This is a genomic window from Crossiella cryophila (genome assembly GCF_014204915.1).
GTDB lineage: Bacteria > Actinomycetota > Actinomycetes > Mycobacteriales > Pseudonocardiaceae > Crossiella > Crossiella cryophila.
Window position 1 is genome coordinate 7876507 of the sequence record NZ_JACHMH010000001.1, and the last position, 18207, is coordinate 7894713.

An 18207-nucleotide genomic window follows, 5' to 3' on the forward strand; every position below is an offset into this window, starting at 1 on the left:
TTCTCGTGCGTGGGCTGCTGTCCCTCGCCGTGCTCGTCACCGCCACCTATCTCGTGCTCAGCACCGCCCCGCGCCTTGGTCTGGACCTGCGCGGCGGCACCCAGATCGTCCTTGAGGCCAAGTCCACCCCGACCGTCACCGCCGACGCCAACGCCACCGACCGGGCCCTGGAGGTGATCCGCCGCCGGGTGGACAGCCTTGGCGTGGCCGAGCCGGGGCTGGTGCGATCCGGGGAGAACCGGATCATCGTCGAACTGCCCGGCGTGCAGGACCCGAAAGAGGCGGTCGCGGTGCTCGGCCGGACCGCCCAGCTGACCATGCACCCGGTGCTCGGGGTGGTGCCGCCGGGCACGCCGCCCGCTCCGGGCGAGAAGGTGCTGCCGGATGAGTCCGGGGCGCCGTTGCGGCTGGCCGCGGCCGCGCTGACCGGGGAGAACGTGGCCGGGGCGAACTCGGGGCCGGTGCCGCAGGGGGTGGGCTGGCAGGTCGGGATCGACTTCTCCGGGCCGGGCGGGGAGAGCTGGCGGAAGCTGACCGGGCAGGCGGCGTGCTCCGCGCCGGGTGACCCGAAGCGCCGGGTGGCGATCGTGCTGGACGACAAGGTGATCTCCTCGCCGCAGGTGGACCCGTCGGTCGGGTGCCAGGCCGGGATGGGCGGCGGCAACACCCGGATCACCGGCAAGTTCACCCAGGCCGAGGCCAACGAGCTGTCCCTGCTGATCAGCGGCGGCGCGCTGCCGGTGCCGGTGGAGGTCCTGGAACAGCGGACGGTGGGCCCGACCCTGGGCGCGCAGGCGATCGAGGCGAGTGCCTGGGCCGCGCTGATCGGCGTGGGCATCACCGGGTTGTTCCTCACCTTCGTCTACCGGTTGGTCGGTTTCCTCGCGGTGCTGGCGCTGGCCGGGTACGCGGCGCTGTCCTACTCCTCGCTGCTGGCGATCGGGGCGACACTGACCTTGCCGGGGCTGGCGGGCCTGGTGCTCGCGGTGGGTATGGCGGTGGACGCGAACGTGCTGGTGTTCGAGCGGGCCCGGGAGGACTTCGCGAGCAGATCCGGGCTGCCGCCACGGCAGCGGTTGAGCCGGGCGATGGAGGGCGGGTTCAAGGGCGCGGTGTCGGCGATCGCGGACTCCAACGTCACCACGCTGCTGGCGGCCGGGTTGCTGTTCTTCCTGGCCAGCGGGCCGGTGCGCGGGTTCGGCGTGACGCTGTCGGTGGGTGTGCTGGCCTCGCTGTTCAGTGCGCTGGTGCTGACCAGGGTGCTGATGATCGCGGTGTGCGACAACGAGTTCGTGGCCAAACGGCCGTGGCTGACCGGTTTGGGCAGCCTTGGCCGGGTGCGGACCTGGCTGACCGGGCGGTTCAGTGGCCTGTACGCCAACCCGAAGCGCTGGCTGCTGGCCACCGGGGCGATCACGCTGCTGATCGCGCTGGGGCTGGTGATCCGGGGGCCGGAGCTGGGCGTGGAGTTCACCGGCGGCAGGCTGATCGAGTACACCACACAGCAGCAGGTCAACCCCGATGCGGCGCGGGATGCGTTGCAGGCGGCCGGTTTCGACCGGGCCACGGTGTCCACCAGCGGTGAGAAGGAACTGACGATCAAGACCGCGCCACTGGACGAGACCCAGGCGGCCAAGGCCAAGGAGGTCGTGGCCGGGCTCGGCGGCGGGGCGGAGCAGGTGCGCAGTGAGCTGATCGGGCCGAGCCTGGGTGACGAGTTGCGCACGAAGGCGTTGCTGGCCTTGGCGATCGCGGTGGCGGCGCAGCTGGCGTACCTGGCGATCCGGTTCGACTGGCGGCTGGGGGTGGCCACGGTGGCGGCGTTGTTGACGGATGTGGTCGTGTTGCTGGGGTTGTTCTCCTGGCTGGGGATCACCATGGACGCGGTGTTCCTGGCGGCGTTGCTGACGGTGATCGGTTATTCGGTGAACGACTCGGTGGTGGTCTTCGACCGGGTTCGCGAGCTACGCGGGTTGCGGCCCAAGGAGCATTTCCACCAGGTCGCGGGTACCGCGGTGCTGCAGACCTTGCCGCGCACGGTGAACACGGGTGTGGGTGTGCTGGCGGTGTTGCTGTGCTTGCTGTTCCTGGGTGACGGGTCGCTGGCCGACTTCGCGCTGGCGGTGCTGGTGGGTGTGGTCGCGGGCACGATCTCCACGGTGGCCACGGCTTCGCCGCTGGCGGTGTTGCTGGACCGGAAGTCGCCGGGGGCCGGGCGGCAGCGGGCCAAGCCCCGGCAGCAGACGCGGCGGCGGGTGGATTCCGGGGCGGTGGTGTGAGTCAGAGCAGGCCGGTGAGCAGGAACGGCGCGTTGATGACCCCGTGCACGAGGAGCAGGACGGGGAAGTTGCGGTAGCGCGCCCAGAGGTAGCCGAGGAACATCCCGCGGACGCCGTGGCCCGCCAGCACGGTGAGCACGCCGAGGCCGACGCCGTGGTGGGACTGGATCCCGATGTGCCACACCGCCCAGAGCACGGCGGCCAGCACGATCCCCGGCCATAGTCCCAGCACGGCCTCGAGCCGGGTTTGCAGCCAGCGGCGGAAGAAGAGTTCTTCGATGACCGCGTTGAAGAGGAAGACGACCAGGATGGTCTGGACATCCGGGATGAGGCGGGATTCGGGGTAGGCGCCCAGGAGATAGGTGAGGCCGAGGAAGACGGCGGCGGGTACGAGCGGGGCGATCCAGCGGGTGGGGGTCATGGGGCACCAGCGTTCGCGCTTGCCGCCGTTTCGGCGCAGGTACCAGAAGAGGGTGAGCGGGATCGCGATCAGCAGGACTGGTTTGGCGATCAGGAACCAGAGGGGGGCGCCGGGTAAGACCATGACGATGGCGAAGGCGGTGGCGAGGGCGGTGAGCCAGGCGGCTTCGAGGCGGGTGCGGGGTGGGTCTAGGCGGAACGGGTTCTCCCACTTGACGGTGGGTGGGGTGAAGCGGGTGGCGACTATGGCCAGTAGGGCGGGGACGGTGAGGATCCAGAGGGGGAGGGTGCCGTCGTGGTCGGCGGTGTAGTGGACGCTGAAGTGGCCGGTCAGGAGGAGGAGGAGCAGGCAGCCGAAGATTGTGGTGAGGCAGCCGACCAGGATGAAGCCTCCGAGCCGGGCCCAGGATCGCCGTTGCCCCATGCTGCCAACATATCTGGGTGGAGGTGGGTGTGGTGGTGGGGCCATCTTTTTCGCTCTTGGCTGTTGCGTTGTTGGCCTCTGGTGCTGAGGTACCCGAGCGACGATCAAGGGCGTCCTCGCCGGACGGGCAGGAATCAAAGGATGGGGGGGAAAATCAAAGGCAGAGAGCAGTGCTCGTGTGCGGTTCCCCATCCCCGTCAGCCTTCCGATACCAAACCACATCCTGGGCGCGCAGACCCCTGCGGTTGGGTGGCTAGGGCGGCGGCGGGTTGCGGGTCCGCGCGCCCAGGATGCGGTGTGTCCTCTCCAGGCTGACGGGGATGGGGAACCGCTCAGGGGATGTTTGAAAAGCCACCCCGTCTGCTTGTGTGCGGGCTTCGCCCGGTCGCGATCGCCCAAGGCGTACAAGAACGGCCAACGTGGCGTACGACAACGGCCAACACGCCGTACCAGTACGGCCAACACGCGCGGAGGGTTGAAACCCTCGTCGGCGTGTTGGCCGTTGTCGTACGGTGTGTTGGCCGTTCTTGTACGGTGTGTTGGCCGTTGTGGGACGTCGGGTTGGCACTTGTTGTACGCGGGTCGCTCGGAACCGTGCCGCCGGCTCGCCGGGGCTTCGCCTGCTCGCCCGTGACAACCGCTCGGCCCCCAGCCCCCGGCCTCCGGGCTTTGCCCGCGCTCCGCGATCGTCACCGCCCCTCCCCCAACCCCCTCCCCACCGCATGTCCCGCTATCCGGGGATACGGCACCGGCCGGTTCTCGATCTATGGTGGACCCCATGGACCTGGTCTACGAACGGCGCGGAGTCGGTGCGGGGGCGCCGTTGGTGTTGCTGCATGGGGTTGGGCATCACTGGCAGGCTTGGGAGCCGGTGTTGGATCTGGTGGCTGAGCAGCGGGACGTTATCGCGCTGGACTTTCCCGGGTTTGGGGCCTCGCCGATGTTCGCGGAGGGGGTTCGGGTTCATCCGGGGTTGCTGGCCGATGTTGTTCAGGAGTTTTGTGCTGACCTTGGGTTGGTGCGGCCGCATGTGGCGGGGAATTCCATGGGTGGGTTGGTGGCCTTGTTGTTGGGGCAGCGGGGGGTTGTCAGCAGTGTGACGGCTTTGTCTCCTGCTGGGTTGTGGACTGATCGCGAGCGGGCTTGGGCTTTTCGGGTATTGCGGGCTTGTCGGGGGGCCGCTCGGGTTACGCCGCCGGGGGTTGTTGCCCGGTTGGCTGAGTCTGGGGTGGCTCGGACTTTGTTGACGGGGATGATTTATGGGCGGCCTGCTGCTCGCTCCGCTTCGGCTGTGGTGGCTGAGGTGCGGGCCTTGCGGGAGGCGGCTGGGTTTGACGTTGCTTTGCGGGTGGGGCGGGAGTTTCGGTTCAGTGGGGTGGTTCCGGCCGATGTGCCGGTGACTGTCGCCTGGGGGGATCGGGATCGGGTTTTGTCTCGGCGGCAGGGGTTGCGGGCCCGGGAACTGGCTCCGCAGGCCCGGTTGGTGGAACTGCCGGGGTGTGGGCATGTGCCGATGAGTGACGATCCGGAACTGGTGGCTTCGGTTTTGTTGCGGGGGTCGGATTCGGTCAGGTCTGCTTCGCCACTGTGACCAACTTGAATTTGCCGGTGCTGGGGTCTCGTTGCGGCGGGGTTTGGTCGAGGGTGACTTCTACTGTGCCCAGACCTTGTTTGGCGAGGTAGGTGGTGAGTTTTTCGCGGAGGCGGGGCCAGGCGTCGGGGTTGGTCGCGTCCAGGCGGATGTGCAGGTGGGTTGGGGTGGTTTGGACTATTTGGAAGCGGCGGACTCCGGGCAGGCCGTCTACGACTGTGGTGACGGCCAGGGGGAGCAGTCTTACTGTGGTGCCGTCGGGGGCTTGTAGTTCCAGGAGGTCGTTGGTGCGGCCTTGGACTCGCAGGGTGGGGTACTGGCGGCCGCAGCCGCAGATGTCCGGGTCGATGGTGATCGAGTCGCCCAGGTTGTAGCGGATGATGGGTTGGACTCGGTTGGCCAGGTTGGTTAGCAGAACCGAGGTCGACGGGACTCCGGGGGACACCGGGTGGCCTCGGTCGTCCACGGGTTCCAGGATGGCCCAGTCGTCGTTGATGTGCAGGCGGTCCAGGGCACAGGCGAAGGTCAGCAGCATGAACTCGGAGCAGCCGTACTGGTTGCGCACCTCGGCGCCGAAGGCCTGGGCCAGCAGGGCGCGGTCGGCGGCGGGGATGGCCTCGCCACCGGTGGTGATCAGGACGGGGGCGATGCGCAGGCGTCCGGCCAGCTGTTCGTGGGCCAGGGCGACCTGGGCGGTGGCGTAGCCGCCGAGCATGGCGGGCTGGTACTCGTTGAGCGCGGCCACCGTCTCCTCGATCGGCGCGTGCACCGAGAACACCCGCAGGCGGTCTGCCCGGGACGGGCGCTGGGCGCGCTGGAACTCGGCGGTGGCCACGCCGCCGAAGTGGCCGTCGGTGGCCACCAGGTTGGCCATCCGGCCGCCCCTGGCGGCGATCTCGCGGACCAGGCCCACGCCCAGGGCCGGCATCGCGCGCAGGGCGCCCAGGGTGTTGGCGACCTTGCGCATGGGCTCGTCCTGCAGGAGCACCGCGCGCTGGCCGCTGCTGCCCGAGCTGGTGGACACCAGGTAGCGGTCGCGGAACAGGGTGCCGATGCGGGCCGGGTCGGCCAGGTGGACGTCCAGGTCGGACAGTCGGACGGCGGGGTCGGTGACCCACTCGTCGAAGTGGGCCATCAGCTCCGGTTTGGCCGTCGGCGGCAGGTCGGTGAGGCGGAAGTCCCTGGTCAGGTCGGTGTAGAGGGATCGGTAGTAGGGCGAGTGCTGCCGGGCGTAGGCGACCAGTTCGGTGATCCGGGCCTGTTGCCGGGACAGCACCCTGGTCCGGTCGCCGCGGCGGTCCCGCCATGCCTGCCACTGCACGTTCATGCCCATCCCCCAGCCGCTGGTCGGGCGACCACGGTATTTCCTCCCGCGTACCGCCACAACCGAGTGCGGTAGCGTCCGCCGGGAAGAAAACGACCAGACATCCGGCCAGTTCGAGGGAGAGCCTTCCATGTCGTCCAGTGAGCTGCTGCCCGGCACGCGACGAGCGCTGGTGCGGCGGGTGGCCGTTGAACAGGCCGGCAGCCGGCTCCCCTCGCTCACCGCGGGGCTGGTCCGCGACGGCGAACTGATCTGGAGCGGCGCCCGCGGCCAGGTCGACGGGGCCGCGGTCACCCTCGACACCCAGTATCGCATCGGGTCGATCACCAAGACCTTCATCGCGCTGCTGGTCATGCGCCTGCGCGACGCGGGCAAGCTCGACCTGTCCGACCAGCTGGACCAGCACCTGACCGGCACGCCGCTGGGTGAGCGGAGCATCGCCCAGCTGCTCTCGCACACCTCCGGCATCACCGCCGAATCCCCCGGCCCCTGGTGGGAGCGCGCCCCGGGCTACCCGGCCAGCGAGCTGATCGAGGGCCTCACCGGCGCGGACGTCCGGCACCGGGCCGGTCGCCGGTTCCACTACTCCAACGTCGGCTACGGCCTGCTCGGCGAACTCGTCTCCCGGCTGCGCGGACAGTCCTGGGAGGACGTGCTGCGCGCCGAACTCCTGGAGCCGCTGGGCATGCAGCGCACCACCAGCATGCCCAAGCCGCCGCACGCGCACGGCTGGGCGGTGCACCCGTGGGCCGATGTGCTGCTGCCCGAACCCGCGCACGACGCCGGTTCGATGGCCCCGGCCGGACAGCTCTGGTCCACCATCCCCGACCTCGCCCGGCTGGCCCGGTTCCTGCTCGGGGACACCGCCGAGGTGCTGCACCCGGACACCGTGGCCGAGATGCGCGAACCGGCCACCGTTGACGACGGCGACGAGTGGCGCGCCGGGTACGGCCTGGGGCTGCAACTGGTGCGGCACAAGGGCAGGCGGCTGGCCGGGCACACCGGGTCGATGCCGGGCTTCGTCTCCACGGTGTGGGTGGACCCGAAGGAGGACACCGCGGTGCTGTACCTGACCAACAGCACCGTCGGCCCCTCCGGCCCGGTGGCCACCGACCTGCTGGACCTGCTGCACGAGCTGGAGCCGCACATCCCGGCCGAGTGGGCGCCGCAGCCCGCCGCCGATCCGGCGCTGCTGGCGCTGACCGGCCAGTGGTACTGGGGACCGAGCCCGTACGCGCTGCGGCTGCTGCCGGACGGCCTGCTCGACCTGAACCCGTGGAACGGCCGGGGCCGCGCCTCCCGCTTCCGGGCCAACGACGACGGCACCTGGACCGGGCTGGACGGCTACTACGCCGGGGAGCTGCTGCGGATCGGCCGCGCCGCCGACGGCACCGCCACCCACCTGGACCTCAACACCTTCATCTTCACCCGCACCCCCTACGATCCGGCCGCGCCGATCCCCGGCGGGGTCAACCCGGACGGCTGGGTGCCGGTCGACCCGGCCTGAATCTCCTACCTACCGGTGTTGGCGGGGCTGGACGGATCGGCCAAGATTCCGTGGCATGCCGTCCAGTCCCCGCCGACGACGTCCCCGGCTGACCGCCGCCGCCAGCCGCATCCGCCGTAGCCGGGTCCGCCCGGCCGCGCGCCCGGCGCCGGTTCCGGTGGCCCCGCCCAGTCCCGCACCGAGTGCCCCGCCAGGGCGACGGCGTGGCCGGGGCTGGGTGTTGCCGGTGGCGGCGCTGGTGGTCGGGGTGGCCGCGCTGGGGTCGCTGTGGTTCACCTCGCGTTCGCTGGCCGCCACCGAGGCGCAGCTGGTGCTGAGCGCGCAAACCCAGGCGGCGCAACGGTTCACCGAGGCCGTCGGCCAGCTCGGCGCGGACAAGCTGGACGTCCGGCTGGGTGCGATCTACGGTCTGGACGGGCTGATCAGGGACTCCGCCAAGGACGCGGCCCGCGGGGTCGAGGTGCTGACCGCGTTCGTGCGCACCAGGGCCCCGATCGAGAACTGCGGTGACGGCGCCACCGCGCAGGCCCTGCAACGCCCGGCCGAGGACGTGCAGGCCGCGATCACCGTGATCGGCCGCCGCGGCAGCCCCGCCGGTGACCGGCTCAACCTCACCCGCGCCTGCCTGGCCGGGGCCGATCTGCACCAGGCCCAGCTGGATCGCGCCGACCTCTCCGGCACCGACCTGAGCCGGGCCAACCTGGCCCGCGCCCGGCTGCGCTCGGCCGACCTGAGCGACGGTGTGCTGGTGCAGGCCGACTTCACCGGCGCGGACCTGCGTCGCGAGGACAGCTCCCCCGCCGCCTGGACCACCCGGCTGCGTCAGGCGAACCTGACCGGCGCGAACCTCACCTCGGCCAACCTGACCGGCGCCGACCTGGCCGGCGCGGAACTCACCTCGGCCCGCCTCACCGGCGCCGATCTCACCGGCGCCGACCTGCGGGAAGCCACCGGCCTGAACGGCTGATCAGCGCGGCAACCGCCCGGCCACCGCCCTGGCAAGCTCGGTGACCTGTGGGCACAGCGTCTCCCCCGGCGCGGCGTCGCGCAGGTAGAGCCGGACCACCTCGAGCATGGGATGGCCGCCGGAATCACTCAGCGACCGGTGCGGCACCACGGCCTCGCATGCCTCCTTGTCCGGGTCCAGCAGGCCCTCCACGCCCGCGCCGAGGTCGATCCGGCGGCCGCCCTTCTTCTCCGCCAGCGGCGGCCTGCGATCGAACTCGATCATGACCTCGCGCCGGCCGCGCACCCATTCGCAGTCCCAGCCGCCGAAGCCGGGGTCGGCCTCGGCCGCGCCGATCAGCGGGGCCAGTTCGGCGCGGGTGAGCAGCGCGCAGGCGTCCAGGCCCCGCAGCGAGTCGGCCGCGGTCTCGGTGGGCCTGCGCCGGACCTGGCCCTGGTTGAGCACCGAGAGCACGCCAAGGGCCAGGGATTCGGCGACGTCGCACAGCGGGGCCGGGCGGTCCTGGCGGTGCTTGGCCCGGACGCGGACGCGGTGCCCGTCGGGCAGGTGCACGGTGCGTTCGCACTCGTCGCCGCGCTGGGCCGGGCGCTGCACCGGGGCGATCACGGTCGCGGTCGGTGTCGGCGTGTGCGGGCCGGGGTAGCCCTGCAACTGCACCTGGGCCTCGACCTCGTCGGCGGGGTCGCCCGGTCTCAGCCGCAGCAGCACCCGGCAGCGGTTGAAGTTGCCGTAGTCCTGGTCCAGCACGGCCTGACCGAACCGGTTGAGCGCGCCGACCTCGGTCAGCGCGCACGGGTCGACCGTGCGCGGGTCGCCGAGCAGCCGCAGCCGGTCCTCGGGCGGCGACTCGGAGGGCCAGAACACCGCGGCGGCGGCCACCACCGCCAGCACGGTGCCCACCGCGGTGAGCACCGGCCAGCGACGGCGGCGCGGGGGTGGCGGGACGCGCAGGGGCAGCTCGGCCCCGTCGGCCACCTCGGCGAGCATGGCCTGGGCGTCCTCGGCACTGGGCCTGCGGCGCGGATCCTTGTGCAGCAACACGTCCAGGACCTTGCCGAGTGGCCCGTCCTGGTGGTGCGGGTCCAGCCGGTAGGCGGCGGCGCGGGCGAGTTTGCCCTGCGGTCGCACCCCCGCGCCGCCCCATGGCGACTGGCCCTCCACCGCGGCGTAGACGGTGGCGCCCAGGGCGAAGACGTCGGCGGCGCTGGTCGCGGCGGCGTTGCCGGCGACCTCGGGGGCGACGTAGCCGGGGGTGAAGTCCAGGCTGTCGCCGGACAGGTCGGTCTCCTCGGCCCAGCGGGCGATGCCCAGGTCGGTCAGCTTGGCCTGGCCGGTCGCGGTGACCAGCACGTTGGCCGGTTTGACGTCCAGGTGCACGATCCCGGCCCGGTGGATGGCCGCCAGCGCGGCGGCCACCTGCTCGCCGATCCGGGCGGCCCGCTCCGGGGAGAGCGTGCCGTCCTGGTCGACCACCTTGGCCAGATCGCGGGATTCCAGGTGCTCGGTGACCACCCAGTGGTCCTCGCCCGCGGTGAACGAGGTGAGCACCATGATCACGTTCGGATGGGTGAGCGCCGCGCCCTGGACGGCCTCCCTGCGGGTCTGCCGCTGCCCCTGTTCCCGGTCGGCCGCGCGGGAGCGCTTCATGGCCACGACCCGGTTCAGTTCGACGTCGCGGGCCCGCCAGACCTCCCCCTGGCCGCCACTGCCCAACCTGGCCAGCAGCTGGTAACGGCCCGCGATCAGCTCGTCACTCCCCATGTGGGCGGAGTGTAGGCACCGTGGCTACCTAGACAGCTGGTGGCCGGTCCTCGTACGGCGTGGAGAGCACCACCGTGGTCCGGGTGGAGACGTTGGCGACCTCGCGGATCCGCCGCAGCAGATCCTCCAGGGCCGTCGCCTTGGCCACCCGGACCAGCAGGATGTAGGACTCGTCGCCGGCGACCGAGTAGCAGGACTGCACCTCGGGCAGGGCGGCCAGCCGTTGCGGGTAGTCATCCGGAGCCGACGGGTCGATCGGGGTGAGCGAGATGAACGCGGTCAGCGGCAGCCCGACCTGTTCGTGGTCAAGGCGTGCCGCGTAGCCGCGCAGCACTCCGCGTTGCTCCAGCCTGCGCACCCGTTGGTGCACGGCCGAGACGCTCAGCCCCACCTTCTCCGCGAGATCGGTGAAACTGCAGCGGCCGTCCTCGGACAGCACCCGCAGGATCGCGCGGTCGATCGGCTCAAGATTCGTCACGCGGGTAGTGATACCAGGTCATGCGGCTGGTTGTTCAGTCGCTCGACACCGGTTTCCGTAACGACCACGATGTCCTCGATCCGCGCGCCCCACCGGCCCGGCAGGTACACGCCCGGTTCGACGCTGAAGGCCATGCCCGCTTCCAGCACCAGGTCGTTGCCCGCGACGATGTAGGGCTCCTCGTGCACTTCGAGTCCGATGCCGTGGCCGGTGCGGTGCACGAAGTACTCGGCGAGCCCGGCCCGCTCCAGCACCTGGCGGCCCGCGGCGTCCACCGATTCGGCGGTGACACCGGGGCGGACGGCCCGCACGGAGGCTTCCTGGGCGGCGAGCAGGGCGGCGTAGCCGGTGGCCACGTCGGCGTGCGCGGGGGTGCCCAGCACGTAGGTGCGGGTGCAGTCGGAGTTGTAGCCCTCGGCGACCGGGCCGCCGATGTCGACCACGACCACGTCGCCTGCCTGGATGACCCGGTCCGAGAGCGAGTGGTGCGGGCTGGCGCCGTTGGGGCCGGAGCCGACGATGACGAACTCGGCGTGGGTGTGCCCCTCGGCCTCGATGGCGGCCGCGATGTCCGCGCCCACCTCGGCCTCGGTGCGCCCGACCTTGAGCCATTCGGCCATCCGGGCGTGCACCCGGTCGATGGCCGCGCCCGCCTTGCGCAGTCCGGCGATCTCACTGGCGTCCTTGCGCATCCGCAGTTCACGCAGCACCGGACCGGCCAGCACCTGCTCGGCGCCGGGCAGCGCGGCGCGCAGCGGCAGCACGTGCCGGGCGGTCATCGCGTCGGCCACCGCGACCCGGGCCGGGGCGCGCCCAGTGCACTGGAGCAGGTCGGCGACCAGGCGGTAGGGGTCCTCGCCGTCGACCCAGGTGACCAGTTCCACGCCCAGTTCGGCCAGCGGCAGCGCGTCGTAGCCGGGGGCTTCCAGCTTGGGCAGCACCAGTGCGGGCGGCGCGCCGTCCTCGGCGGGCAGCACCAGGCAGGTGAGCCGTTCGAAGGAATCCCCGCCCGCGCCGAGCAGGTAACGCAGGTCCGAGCCCCCAGCGACGAGCAGCGCGTCCACCCCGGCGGCGGTGGCGGCCGAAGCCGCCCGTGCCAGCCTGCTGGTGTGCGCCTGAACGTCCACTTCTCCGGTCGTCGTCGACATGAGGCCTACTTTATGCGGTCCATCCGCCGCCACACCCGGAAGACCAGCGGACACAGCGTCGCCACCAGGTAGAGCCCGCCGGCCAGCCACATGGTGACGGCCAGGCCGAGGTGGTCCACGGAGAGCCCGGCGAGCACGGTGCCCACCGGCATGCCCGCCGCGCAGCCGGCCGCGGTCACGCCGAAGACGACCGGGCGCTGGTCCTCGGGGATGCGCTCGTACTCGACCACCGACAGGATCGGGTTGATCGCCCCGCACAGCAGGCCGATCACCGCCATGCCCGCGACCAGCGCGAACAGTCCCGGTTCGGCGAGCAGGAGGAGTTGTTTGGGCGCGCCGACGGCCAGGAAGGCCACGGTGTAGACCGGCCAGCGCGGCAGTCGCGGCCCGAGCCAGCCGTAGAGCAGGGTGCCCAGCAGCGCGGCCCCGCCGAACACGCCGGTGATCACGCCGAGGGCGACGCTGCTGCCGAGCACGTCCTTGGCGTAGCGGGGTAACAGCACCGAGTAGACGGCGGCGTCCATCATGTTGGTGGCCATCAGCATCAGCGTGATCGCGCCGATCAGCCGGTCCCGGCGCAGGTAGCCGATGCCGGCGCGCAGATCGGCCAGGTAGGCGCGCATGCCGCGGCTCGGCTGCGTGTCGCCGGTGCGGTCGCCGGGCACGAACAGGCCGACCAGCAGCGCGGAGGCCAGGAAGGTGGCCGCGTCCACGAAGAGCACCTCGGCCGCGCCGGTGACCGCGATCAGCACCCCGGCCAGCAGCGGCCCGACCATCTTGGCCGCCCTGGAGGCCCCGTCGGCGGCGCTGGCCGCGCGTTCCAGCGGGGTGCCGCCGAGTGCGGCCAGGTCGGGCACTGCCGAGGCGCGCGCGGTCTCCCCCGGCGCGCGGCTGAGGCCGAGCACCGCGACCAGCAGCACGAGCTGCCACAGCGCCAGGCCGACGGTGAGGTGCAGCACCGGGATGGCCAGCACGGCCAGTGCGGCGAGCAGGTCGGAGAGCACGCTGGCGCCGCGCACCCCGAACCGGGCGACCATGGGTCCGCCGAGTGCCGAGGAGGCGACCACGGCGATCAGTTCGACCGCGGCGACCAGGCCGGTCTGGGCCGAGCTGCCGGTGGTCTCCAGCACGAACCACGGGATGGCCAGGAAGGTCATCATGGTGCCGCACACCGAGATCCCGTTGGCCGCGAACAACGCGACCAGCGGCAGGCGGCGGCGCACCGGGGTCAGCTCCTGGACGCTCATGACTTGTCCCCCTTGGGTTCCCGGCCGCGGCGCGGGAAGGACTGCCACTGGGTGACCACCGAGGTGTCGCCTTCGCGGCGCGGTCGCTCGTAGCGGTCCAGTACCTGTTCCAGTTCGCCGTTGAGCGCGGTCAGTTCCTCGGCGGTGAGCCACATCAGCCGGTCGGACATCCCGGCCGCGTCGATCCACTCCCGTGGCCAGCCCGCCGCGCCGGTCACGAACTCGGTGGCCTTGCGGTGGTAGATGTCGACGATCTCCTGCAGGAACGCGCCCATCGCGCCGCGGTGGGCCGGGTCGCTGAGGAAGTCGCCGAACTCGAAGTCGGTGTACTGGTGCCGGGCCCGCCACCAGCGGTCCCGCCGGTTGCCGCGCTCCGGGTCCTCCTCGATGAAGCCGTACTCGGCGAGCTGGCGCAGGTGCCAGCTGGTGGTGCCGGAACTCTCGCCGAGCCGTCCGGCCAGTCCGGAGGCGGTGGCCGGGCCGTCGGCGCGCAGCAGGCCGAGGATCTCCAGCCGCAGCGGGTGCGCCAGGCCGCGCAGGGTGCGCGCGTTCAGCTCGATGGCCCGTTCCAGGGGGCGTTCGTCCTCGCTCACCCGCCGACCGTACAATCGCCAAGGACTCTTTGCAAAGGGTTCTTGGCGATTTCTGTCGGTGGGTCGTGGCAGGCTGTGCGGGGTGAACGCTCCCCTCGTGCTGATCGACGCGGCCAGCCTGTGGTTCCGGGCCTTCTACGCCGTGCCGGAGTCGATGACCGCCCCCGACGGCACCCCGGTCAACGCCGTGCGTGGTTTCACCGACATGGTCGCCCGGCTGATCGGCGACCGCCGGCCCGGCCGCCTGGTCGCCTGCCTGGACGCGGACTGGCGCCCGGCCTTCCGGGTGGCCGCGCTGCCCTCCTACAAGGCGCACCGGGTCGCCGAGGGCTCCGACGGCAGCGAGGAAGAGGTGCCGGACACGCTGGGCCCGCAGGTCCCGGTGATCCTGGACGTGCTGGACGCGGCCGGCATCGCCACCGCGGAGGCCGACGGCTACGAGGCCGACGACGTGATCGGCGCACTCGCCTTCGCCGAGACCAAGGACCCGGTCGAGGTGGTCACCGGCGACCGCGACCTGTTCCAGCTGGTGCGCGACCAGCCGGTGCCGGTGCGGGTGGTCTACGTGGGCAAGGGCATCGCCAAGGCGGAGACCTTCGGCCCCCTGGAGCTGGCCGCCAAGTACGCGCTGCCGGAGAAGGAAGCCGGCGCGGCCTACGCGGCCATGGCGGTACTGCGCGGCGACCCCAGCGACGGCCTGCCCGGCGTCGCGGGCATCGGCGAGAAGACCGCGGCCAAGCTGATCACCCAGTTCGGTTCCCTCGACGCGCTGATCGCCGCGGTGGACGACCCGATGGACCGGGTGCTGACCGCCCGCGCCCGCACCAGCCTGACCGCCGCCGCGGACTACCTGGCGGTGGCGCCCAAGGTGGTCAACGTGGCGGTGGACGCCCCGGTCCGGATGTACCGCGAGGACCCGCTGCCCGCCACCCCCGCCGACCCGGCCCGCTTCGCCGCGCTGGGCCGCCGCTGGGGCATCGACCGCTCCCTGGACCGCCTGCTCAAGGCCCTCAAAGCCAACGCCTCCTGACCCGGTACCCGCTCGGCCTCACCCGAGCGGGTAACCCAGGGCCGCCACCTCGTCCCGCACCCGCGCCCAGTCCGCCTCCGGCGCCAGCCGCCGGGTCAGCGCCTCGGTGACCGGCCCGCCCAGCCACACCTCACGCACCGCGCGATAGTCCAGTTTCCGCTGGTAGTAGTCCTGCGCGAACTCGTGATACCCGTTGGGCCCCTCGGTCACGACGACCTGGAACAACCAGCGCGCGCCATCGGGATCGTCCCCGGCCGGGAACACCAGCTCGCCGGTCTGCCAGCGCGTCCCGTTCCACCGCCGCCAGACGACGACGGTCGCGGCCAGCACGTCGTCCACGCTGAACGCCGGTTCCTCGACCAGGTCGTGGAAGTCGGTGGGCAGATCGTCGACCAGGCCCGGCCAGAGTTCGCCGTCGTCGTTGAGGCAGGGGCTCATCGCCGACTCGTGGTCGAACCCGCGGACGAACACCCCGGCTTCCTGGAACACGATCGAGTACTCATCGCCGGAGCCGTTGGCCATCCAGGCGAGTGCCCGTTCCGGGGTCCAGTCCGGGTCGAAGCCGAAGTAGCGGGCGGCGGGGTCCTCGTTGAGCACGATCTCCAGGGCCGCCATGGCCCGGCACCGGGTTCGCAGCACCTCGATGTCGGGCAACTCCCGCACAAGATCCAGAGCAGTCACGGGTCCATGAGAGCACGGGGGGCCGACATCTCGGCGGTCACCACGACCTCGCCGCCGTAGGAGCGGGTGCACACCTGGTGCCCGCCGATCTCGAAGTCCGCCCGGTACAGCTCGCCGACCTCGTTGTCCGTGGTCCGCACCGAGGTGATCACGGCCCCCTCCCAGCGATGCCCCGGCACCAGCGGTTCCAGGGCGAAGTCCGCGGGCGGCCAGAAGTAGTCCGGGATCACCGGGTCGGCCCGGTGCTCGGCGATCAGCGTCCAGTCGGTCCAGACCTTGCACACCAGCGCGGAGCCGTCAGCCAGCACGATCCGCAGCGCCTCGGTCGACCCGGAGTTGTGCACGATCAGGTCGAGTGAGACGACCTCAAGTCCGTGCAGGGTCCGGAAATCCACGCACACTGGTTTGCCCATGCCCGCCTCCCCTCAGCGGTACTTGGCCGAGCGCTGGTGGTACTCCTCCAGCACATCCGCCCCCAGATAAGCCCACGGAATCCCGTGCAGCCGGTCCCCCATGCCATCCAGGTGGATCTTCGCCCGGTCCTTGTCCATCGCCATGCAGAAGGCCGCCGCGAACAGGTTGTGCGCCTCGTAGTCGCGCACGTGCGGTTCCGGCCCGGTCTGCCACCGGTCCGCCGCCTCGGCCAGTTCCTCGGCCACCTTCGCGAAGTGCCGGACCTGCAAGGTGGCGATCTTGAGTGGGCTGCGTTCCTCGAGGAGTTTGCGGAAGCGCGGCAGGTAGGTCTCGAAGTGCGCCAGGGGCAGCATCGCGACCAGGGGGTTGCCGGGGGTGGACTTGTCCACGCAGCCGTGCGCGAAGGCGAGCATCTCCTCCTCGGAGCCGCCCCATTTCGCGGCCAGGTACTGCAATCGCTGCCAGTGCGCGGGATACAGCATCGGAGCGCGGTCGATGATCTTGCGCCAGAGGTCGTCGTGTTGTTCGCGGTCGACGTTGAGGCCGCGGGCCACCGGCATCAGGCTGACCCACGGCGCGGCGTCCTTCGGCAGGAGTTTCGCGCTGCGGTGCAAGGGTTCCACCGCGCGGCGCAGGGTGCTGTGGAACAGTTTGGCCCGGTCCGCGCCGACGCTGGCGCCGCTGCCGGAACCGCGGATCGCCCACGCCTCCTGGATCCGGGCCTCCCCGACCAGCAGCCACAGGTCGGGGTCCTCGGCCTGTTCGGCGATGGTGGTCAGCTCGTCGCTGTGGCCGATCGCGGTCTTGCCCAGCACGGCCGCGCGCAGGGTGCGGGTCTCGGGGTCCTCGCGGCATTCGGCCAGCACGGTCAGACCGGCCTGCAGGCTGCCCTCGCTCACCTCGGCCACCGCGGCGTCGAGCACCGGGTCGTCGTAGGTGCGGTGCTGGATCATCACCGGCTTCGGCAGGGCCGCTTCCTTACGGGCGGCCGACCTCTTCCCCCAACCGAACAACCCCATTAGGCCACAGTATCCCGATCACGCCCGCCCCAGCGAGGCACCTCAGAAGAACGTGCCCGACCACGGCGGCCTGCCGGTGCCGAACAACCGGTCGGCCGAGGGCAGCGCCGAGGGCGTGCTCACGGTGAGCCTGCCCGCCTCGGCGAGTTCGGTGGGCCGGGTGCCGCCGAGGTAGAGCGCGGCGAGCGCGTCGACGTCGAGTTCCAGGTCCGCGGCGGCCTCGGTGCGGCTCGCACCGTCCTGGCCGATCCGGTAGTGACCGGTGTTGGCAGGCAGGAAGCGATCCCGCACGGACAGCACCACCGGCTCGGCCGCCTCGTAGGTCCGGGCGGCCAGGGCTTCGGGGACGTCGACCAGACGGAGCCAGATCTCGTCCTGCACGGCGGTGGTGCGCACCGCGTCCCGGTCGGTCAGCAGCAGTTCCAGGGGCAGGTCCAGGGGCAGCGGGTCGTCGGTGGTGATCCGGCTGACCAGGTCAACGCCGAGCAGGAACCGCCACAGTCCGGCCTGCGCGCCGGGGGTGCTCGCGTGCAGTTCGCGGATCTCCAGCGCGCGGCCGTGTTCCTCGCGGACGAAGGTGTAGAGCACGTAGCCGTCCGGGCCGGCCGGTCCGGTGTGCACGGCGGCGACCAGGTATTCGTCCCCGGCGTGGTACCGGGCCAGGGCGAGGGCCCAGTAATGCGCCGAGCGTTCCTGCCAGCCGGGGCGGGACGGGTCGAGCCGGGCGTAGACCTCCGGCACCACCGTGTCCAGCTCCTCCGGCGCGAGCAGCCGCACCTCGCCGGTGACCGGGGCGCCGGGGTGCAGCCGGGCCCGCGCCCGGTCGACCGCGAGCATCCGGCCGCGGCTGGCCACGCCGTAGCCGAAGCGCCCGTAGATGGCGGCCTCGCTGGCCCGCAGGCTGGCCAGCACCTCGCCGCGCTCGGCCAGGTCCCGCAGCTGGGCGCGCATGAGTTCGGTGACCACGCCGCGCCGGGTGTGGTCGGCGCGCACGCCGACCCTGGTGACGCCGGCGTGCGGCACCCCGGTCCGGCCGGGCACGGTCAGCGGCGCCGGGAACGAGGTCGTGGTGCCCACCAGCAGCTCGCCACCGCGCACCCCCAGCGTGCGGCCCGGCACGTAGGCGTGCCTGGTGTGCGCCCACTGCTCGTCCTGGGCGGCCGGATGGTGCATGGCGGCGCGGAAGAGCGTGTGCGCGGCGCGCACCTCGGCATCGTCGAGCACCTGTACCTCGTGGTCGGTCACCAGCGCATCGTGCCTGGCCGCGGCTGCCCTGACGAACGGATTAACCGGCAGGACAATGCCATTCACTCCCCGGTGCGAC

General features: G+C 71.7%; 16 protein-coding genes. 5 read left to right on the forward strand and 11 right to left on the reverse strand.

The window, feature by feature from the left end; genetic code table 11:
* Positions 1-5: 5 nt before the first annotated feature.
* A complete protein-coding gene (secD, locus tag HNR67_RS33740; RefSeq protein ID WP_312988630.1) occupies positions 6-2279 on the forward strand; it encodes a protein translocase subunit SecD in 2274 nt (757 codons plus the stop codon).
* A gap of 1 nt (position 2280) precedes the next feature.
* On the opposite strand, the gene HNR67_RS33745 is transcribed toward secD, so the two are convergent.
* Positions 2281-3123, reverse strand: coding sequence for a CPBP family intramembrane glutamic endopeptidase (locus HNR67_RS33745; protein ID WP_185006508.1), 843 nt, complete (start codon positions 3121-3123; stop codon positions 2281-2283).
* Between the two features lie 778 nt (positions 3124-3901).
* On the opposite strand from HNR67_RS33745, the gene HNR67_RS33750 reads away from it, so the two are divergent.
* Complete coding sequence (locus HNR67_RS33750; protein WP_221490144.1) at positions 3902-4714, forward strand: alpha/beta fold hydrolase; 813 nt, start codon at positions 3902-3904, stop codon at positions 4712-4714.
* Here the strand turns inward: HNR67_RS33750 and HNR67_RS33755 are convergent.
* Positions 4692-6041 (reverse strand): phenylacetate--CoA ligase family protein, encoded by a 1350-nt coding sequence (locus tag HNR67_RS33755; RefSeq protein ID WP_185006512.1) that lies wholly within the window; start codon positions 6039-6041, stop codon positions 4692-4694. The genes HNR67_RS33750 and HNR67_RS33755 overlap by 23 nt on opposite strands.
* A gap of 127 nt (positions 6042-6168) precedes the next feature.
* Between HNR67_RS33755 and HNR67_RS33760 the strand changes: the two genes are divergently transcribed.
* Positions 6169-7545: a serine hydrolase domain-containing protein gene (locus tag HNR67_RS33760; RefSeq protein WP_185006514.1), complete on the forward strand. Its 1377-nt coding sequence runs from the start codon at positions 6169-6171 to the stop codon at positions 7543-7545.
* Between the two features lie 55 nt (positions 7546-7600).
* Positions 7601-8512, forward strand: a complete 912-nt coding sequence (locus HNR67_RS33765; RefSeq protein ID WP_185006516.1) for a pentapeptide repeat-containing protein — start codon at positions 7601-7603, stop codon at positions 8510-8512.
* On the opposite strand, the gene HNR67_RS33770 is transcribed toward HNR67_RS33765, so the two are convergent.
* Genes HNR67_RS33770 through HNR67_RS33790 form a run of 5 tightly spaced genes read right to left on the reverse strand, consistent with a single transcriptional unit; the run spans position 8513 to position 13739 of the window.
* A complete protein-coding gene (locus tag HNR67_RS33770; protein ID WP_185006518.1) occupies positions 8513-10273 on the reverse strand; it encodes a serine/threonine-protein kinase in 1761 nt (586 codons plus the stop codon).
* Between the two features lie 28 nt (positions 10274-10301).
* A complete protein-coding gene (locus tag HNR67_RS33775) occupies positions 10302-10751 on the reverse strand; it encodes an Lrp/AsnC family transcriptional regulator (protein ID WP_185006520.1) in 450 nt (149 codons plus the stop codon).
* Positions 10748-11899 carry a M24 family metallopeptidase gene (locus HNR67_RS33780; RefSeq protein ID WP_185006522.1) on the reverse strand — a complete coding sequence of 384 codons (1152 nt, stop codon included), beginning with the start codon at positions 11897-11899 and terminating at the stop codon, positions 10748-10750. The genes HNR67_RS33775 and HNR67_RS33780 overlap by 4 nt, the downstream gene beginning before the upstream one ends.
* Positions 11900-11904: 5 nt before the next feature.
* Complete coding sequence (locus tag HNR67_RS33785; RefSeq protein WP_185006524.1) at positions 11905-13146, reverse strand: MFS transporter; 1242 nt, start codon at positions 13144-13146, stop codon at positions 11905-11907.
* Entirely contained in the window at positions 13143-13739 is a 597-nt protein-coding gene (locus HNR67_RS33790; RefSeq protein ID WP_185006526.1) for a helix-turn-helix domain-containing protein, read from the reverse strand. Before HNR67_RS33790 ends, HNR67_RS33785 begins: the two co-directional genes overlap by 4 nt.
* An 82-nt stretch (positions 13740-13821) precedes the next feature.
* Between HNR67_RS33790 and HNR67_RS33795 the strand changes: the two genes are divergently transcribed.
* A complete protein-coding gene (locus HNR67_RS33795) occupies positions 13822-14769 on the forward strand; it encodes a 5'-3' exonuclease (RefSeq protein ID WP_312988634.1) in 948 nt (315 codons plus the stop codon).
* An 18-nt stretch (positions 14770-14787) separates the two neighbouring features.
* Here the strand turns inward: HNR67_RS33795 and HNR67_RS33800 are convergent, their stop codons facing one another.
* From HNR67_RS33800 to HNR67_RS33815, 4 genes are read right to left on the reverse strand one after another with little or no spacing between them, the layout of a single operon-like run.
* Entirely contained in the window at positions 14788-15450 is a 663-nt protein-coding gene (locus HNR67_RS33800) for a hypothetical protein (RefSeq protein WP_185006530.1), read from the reverse strand.
* Positions 15447-15863 (reverse strand): hypothetical protein, encoded by a 417-nt coding sequence (locus HNR67_RS33805; protein WP_185006531.1) that lies wholly within the window; start codon positions 15861-15863, stop codon positions 15447-15449. Before HNR67_RS33805 ends, HNR67_RS33800 begins: the two co-directional genes overlap by 4 nt.
* 12 nt (positions 15864-15875) lie before the next feature.
* Complete coding sequence (locus tag HNR67_RS33810; RefSeq protein ID WP_246492652.1) at positions 15876-16883, reverse strand: hypothetical protein; 1008 nt, start codon at positions 16881-16883, stop codon at positions 15876-15878.
* A gap of 42 nt (positions 16884-16925) precedes the next feature.
* A complete protein-coding gene (locus HNR67_RS33815) occupies positions 16926-18128 on the reverse strand; it encodes a GNAT family N-acetyltransferase (protein ID WP_185006533.1) in 1203 nt (400 codons plus the stop codon).
* Positions 18129-18207: the final 79 nt, after the last annotated feature.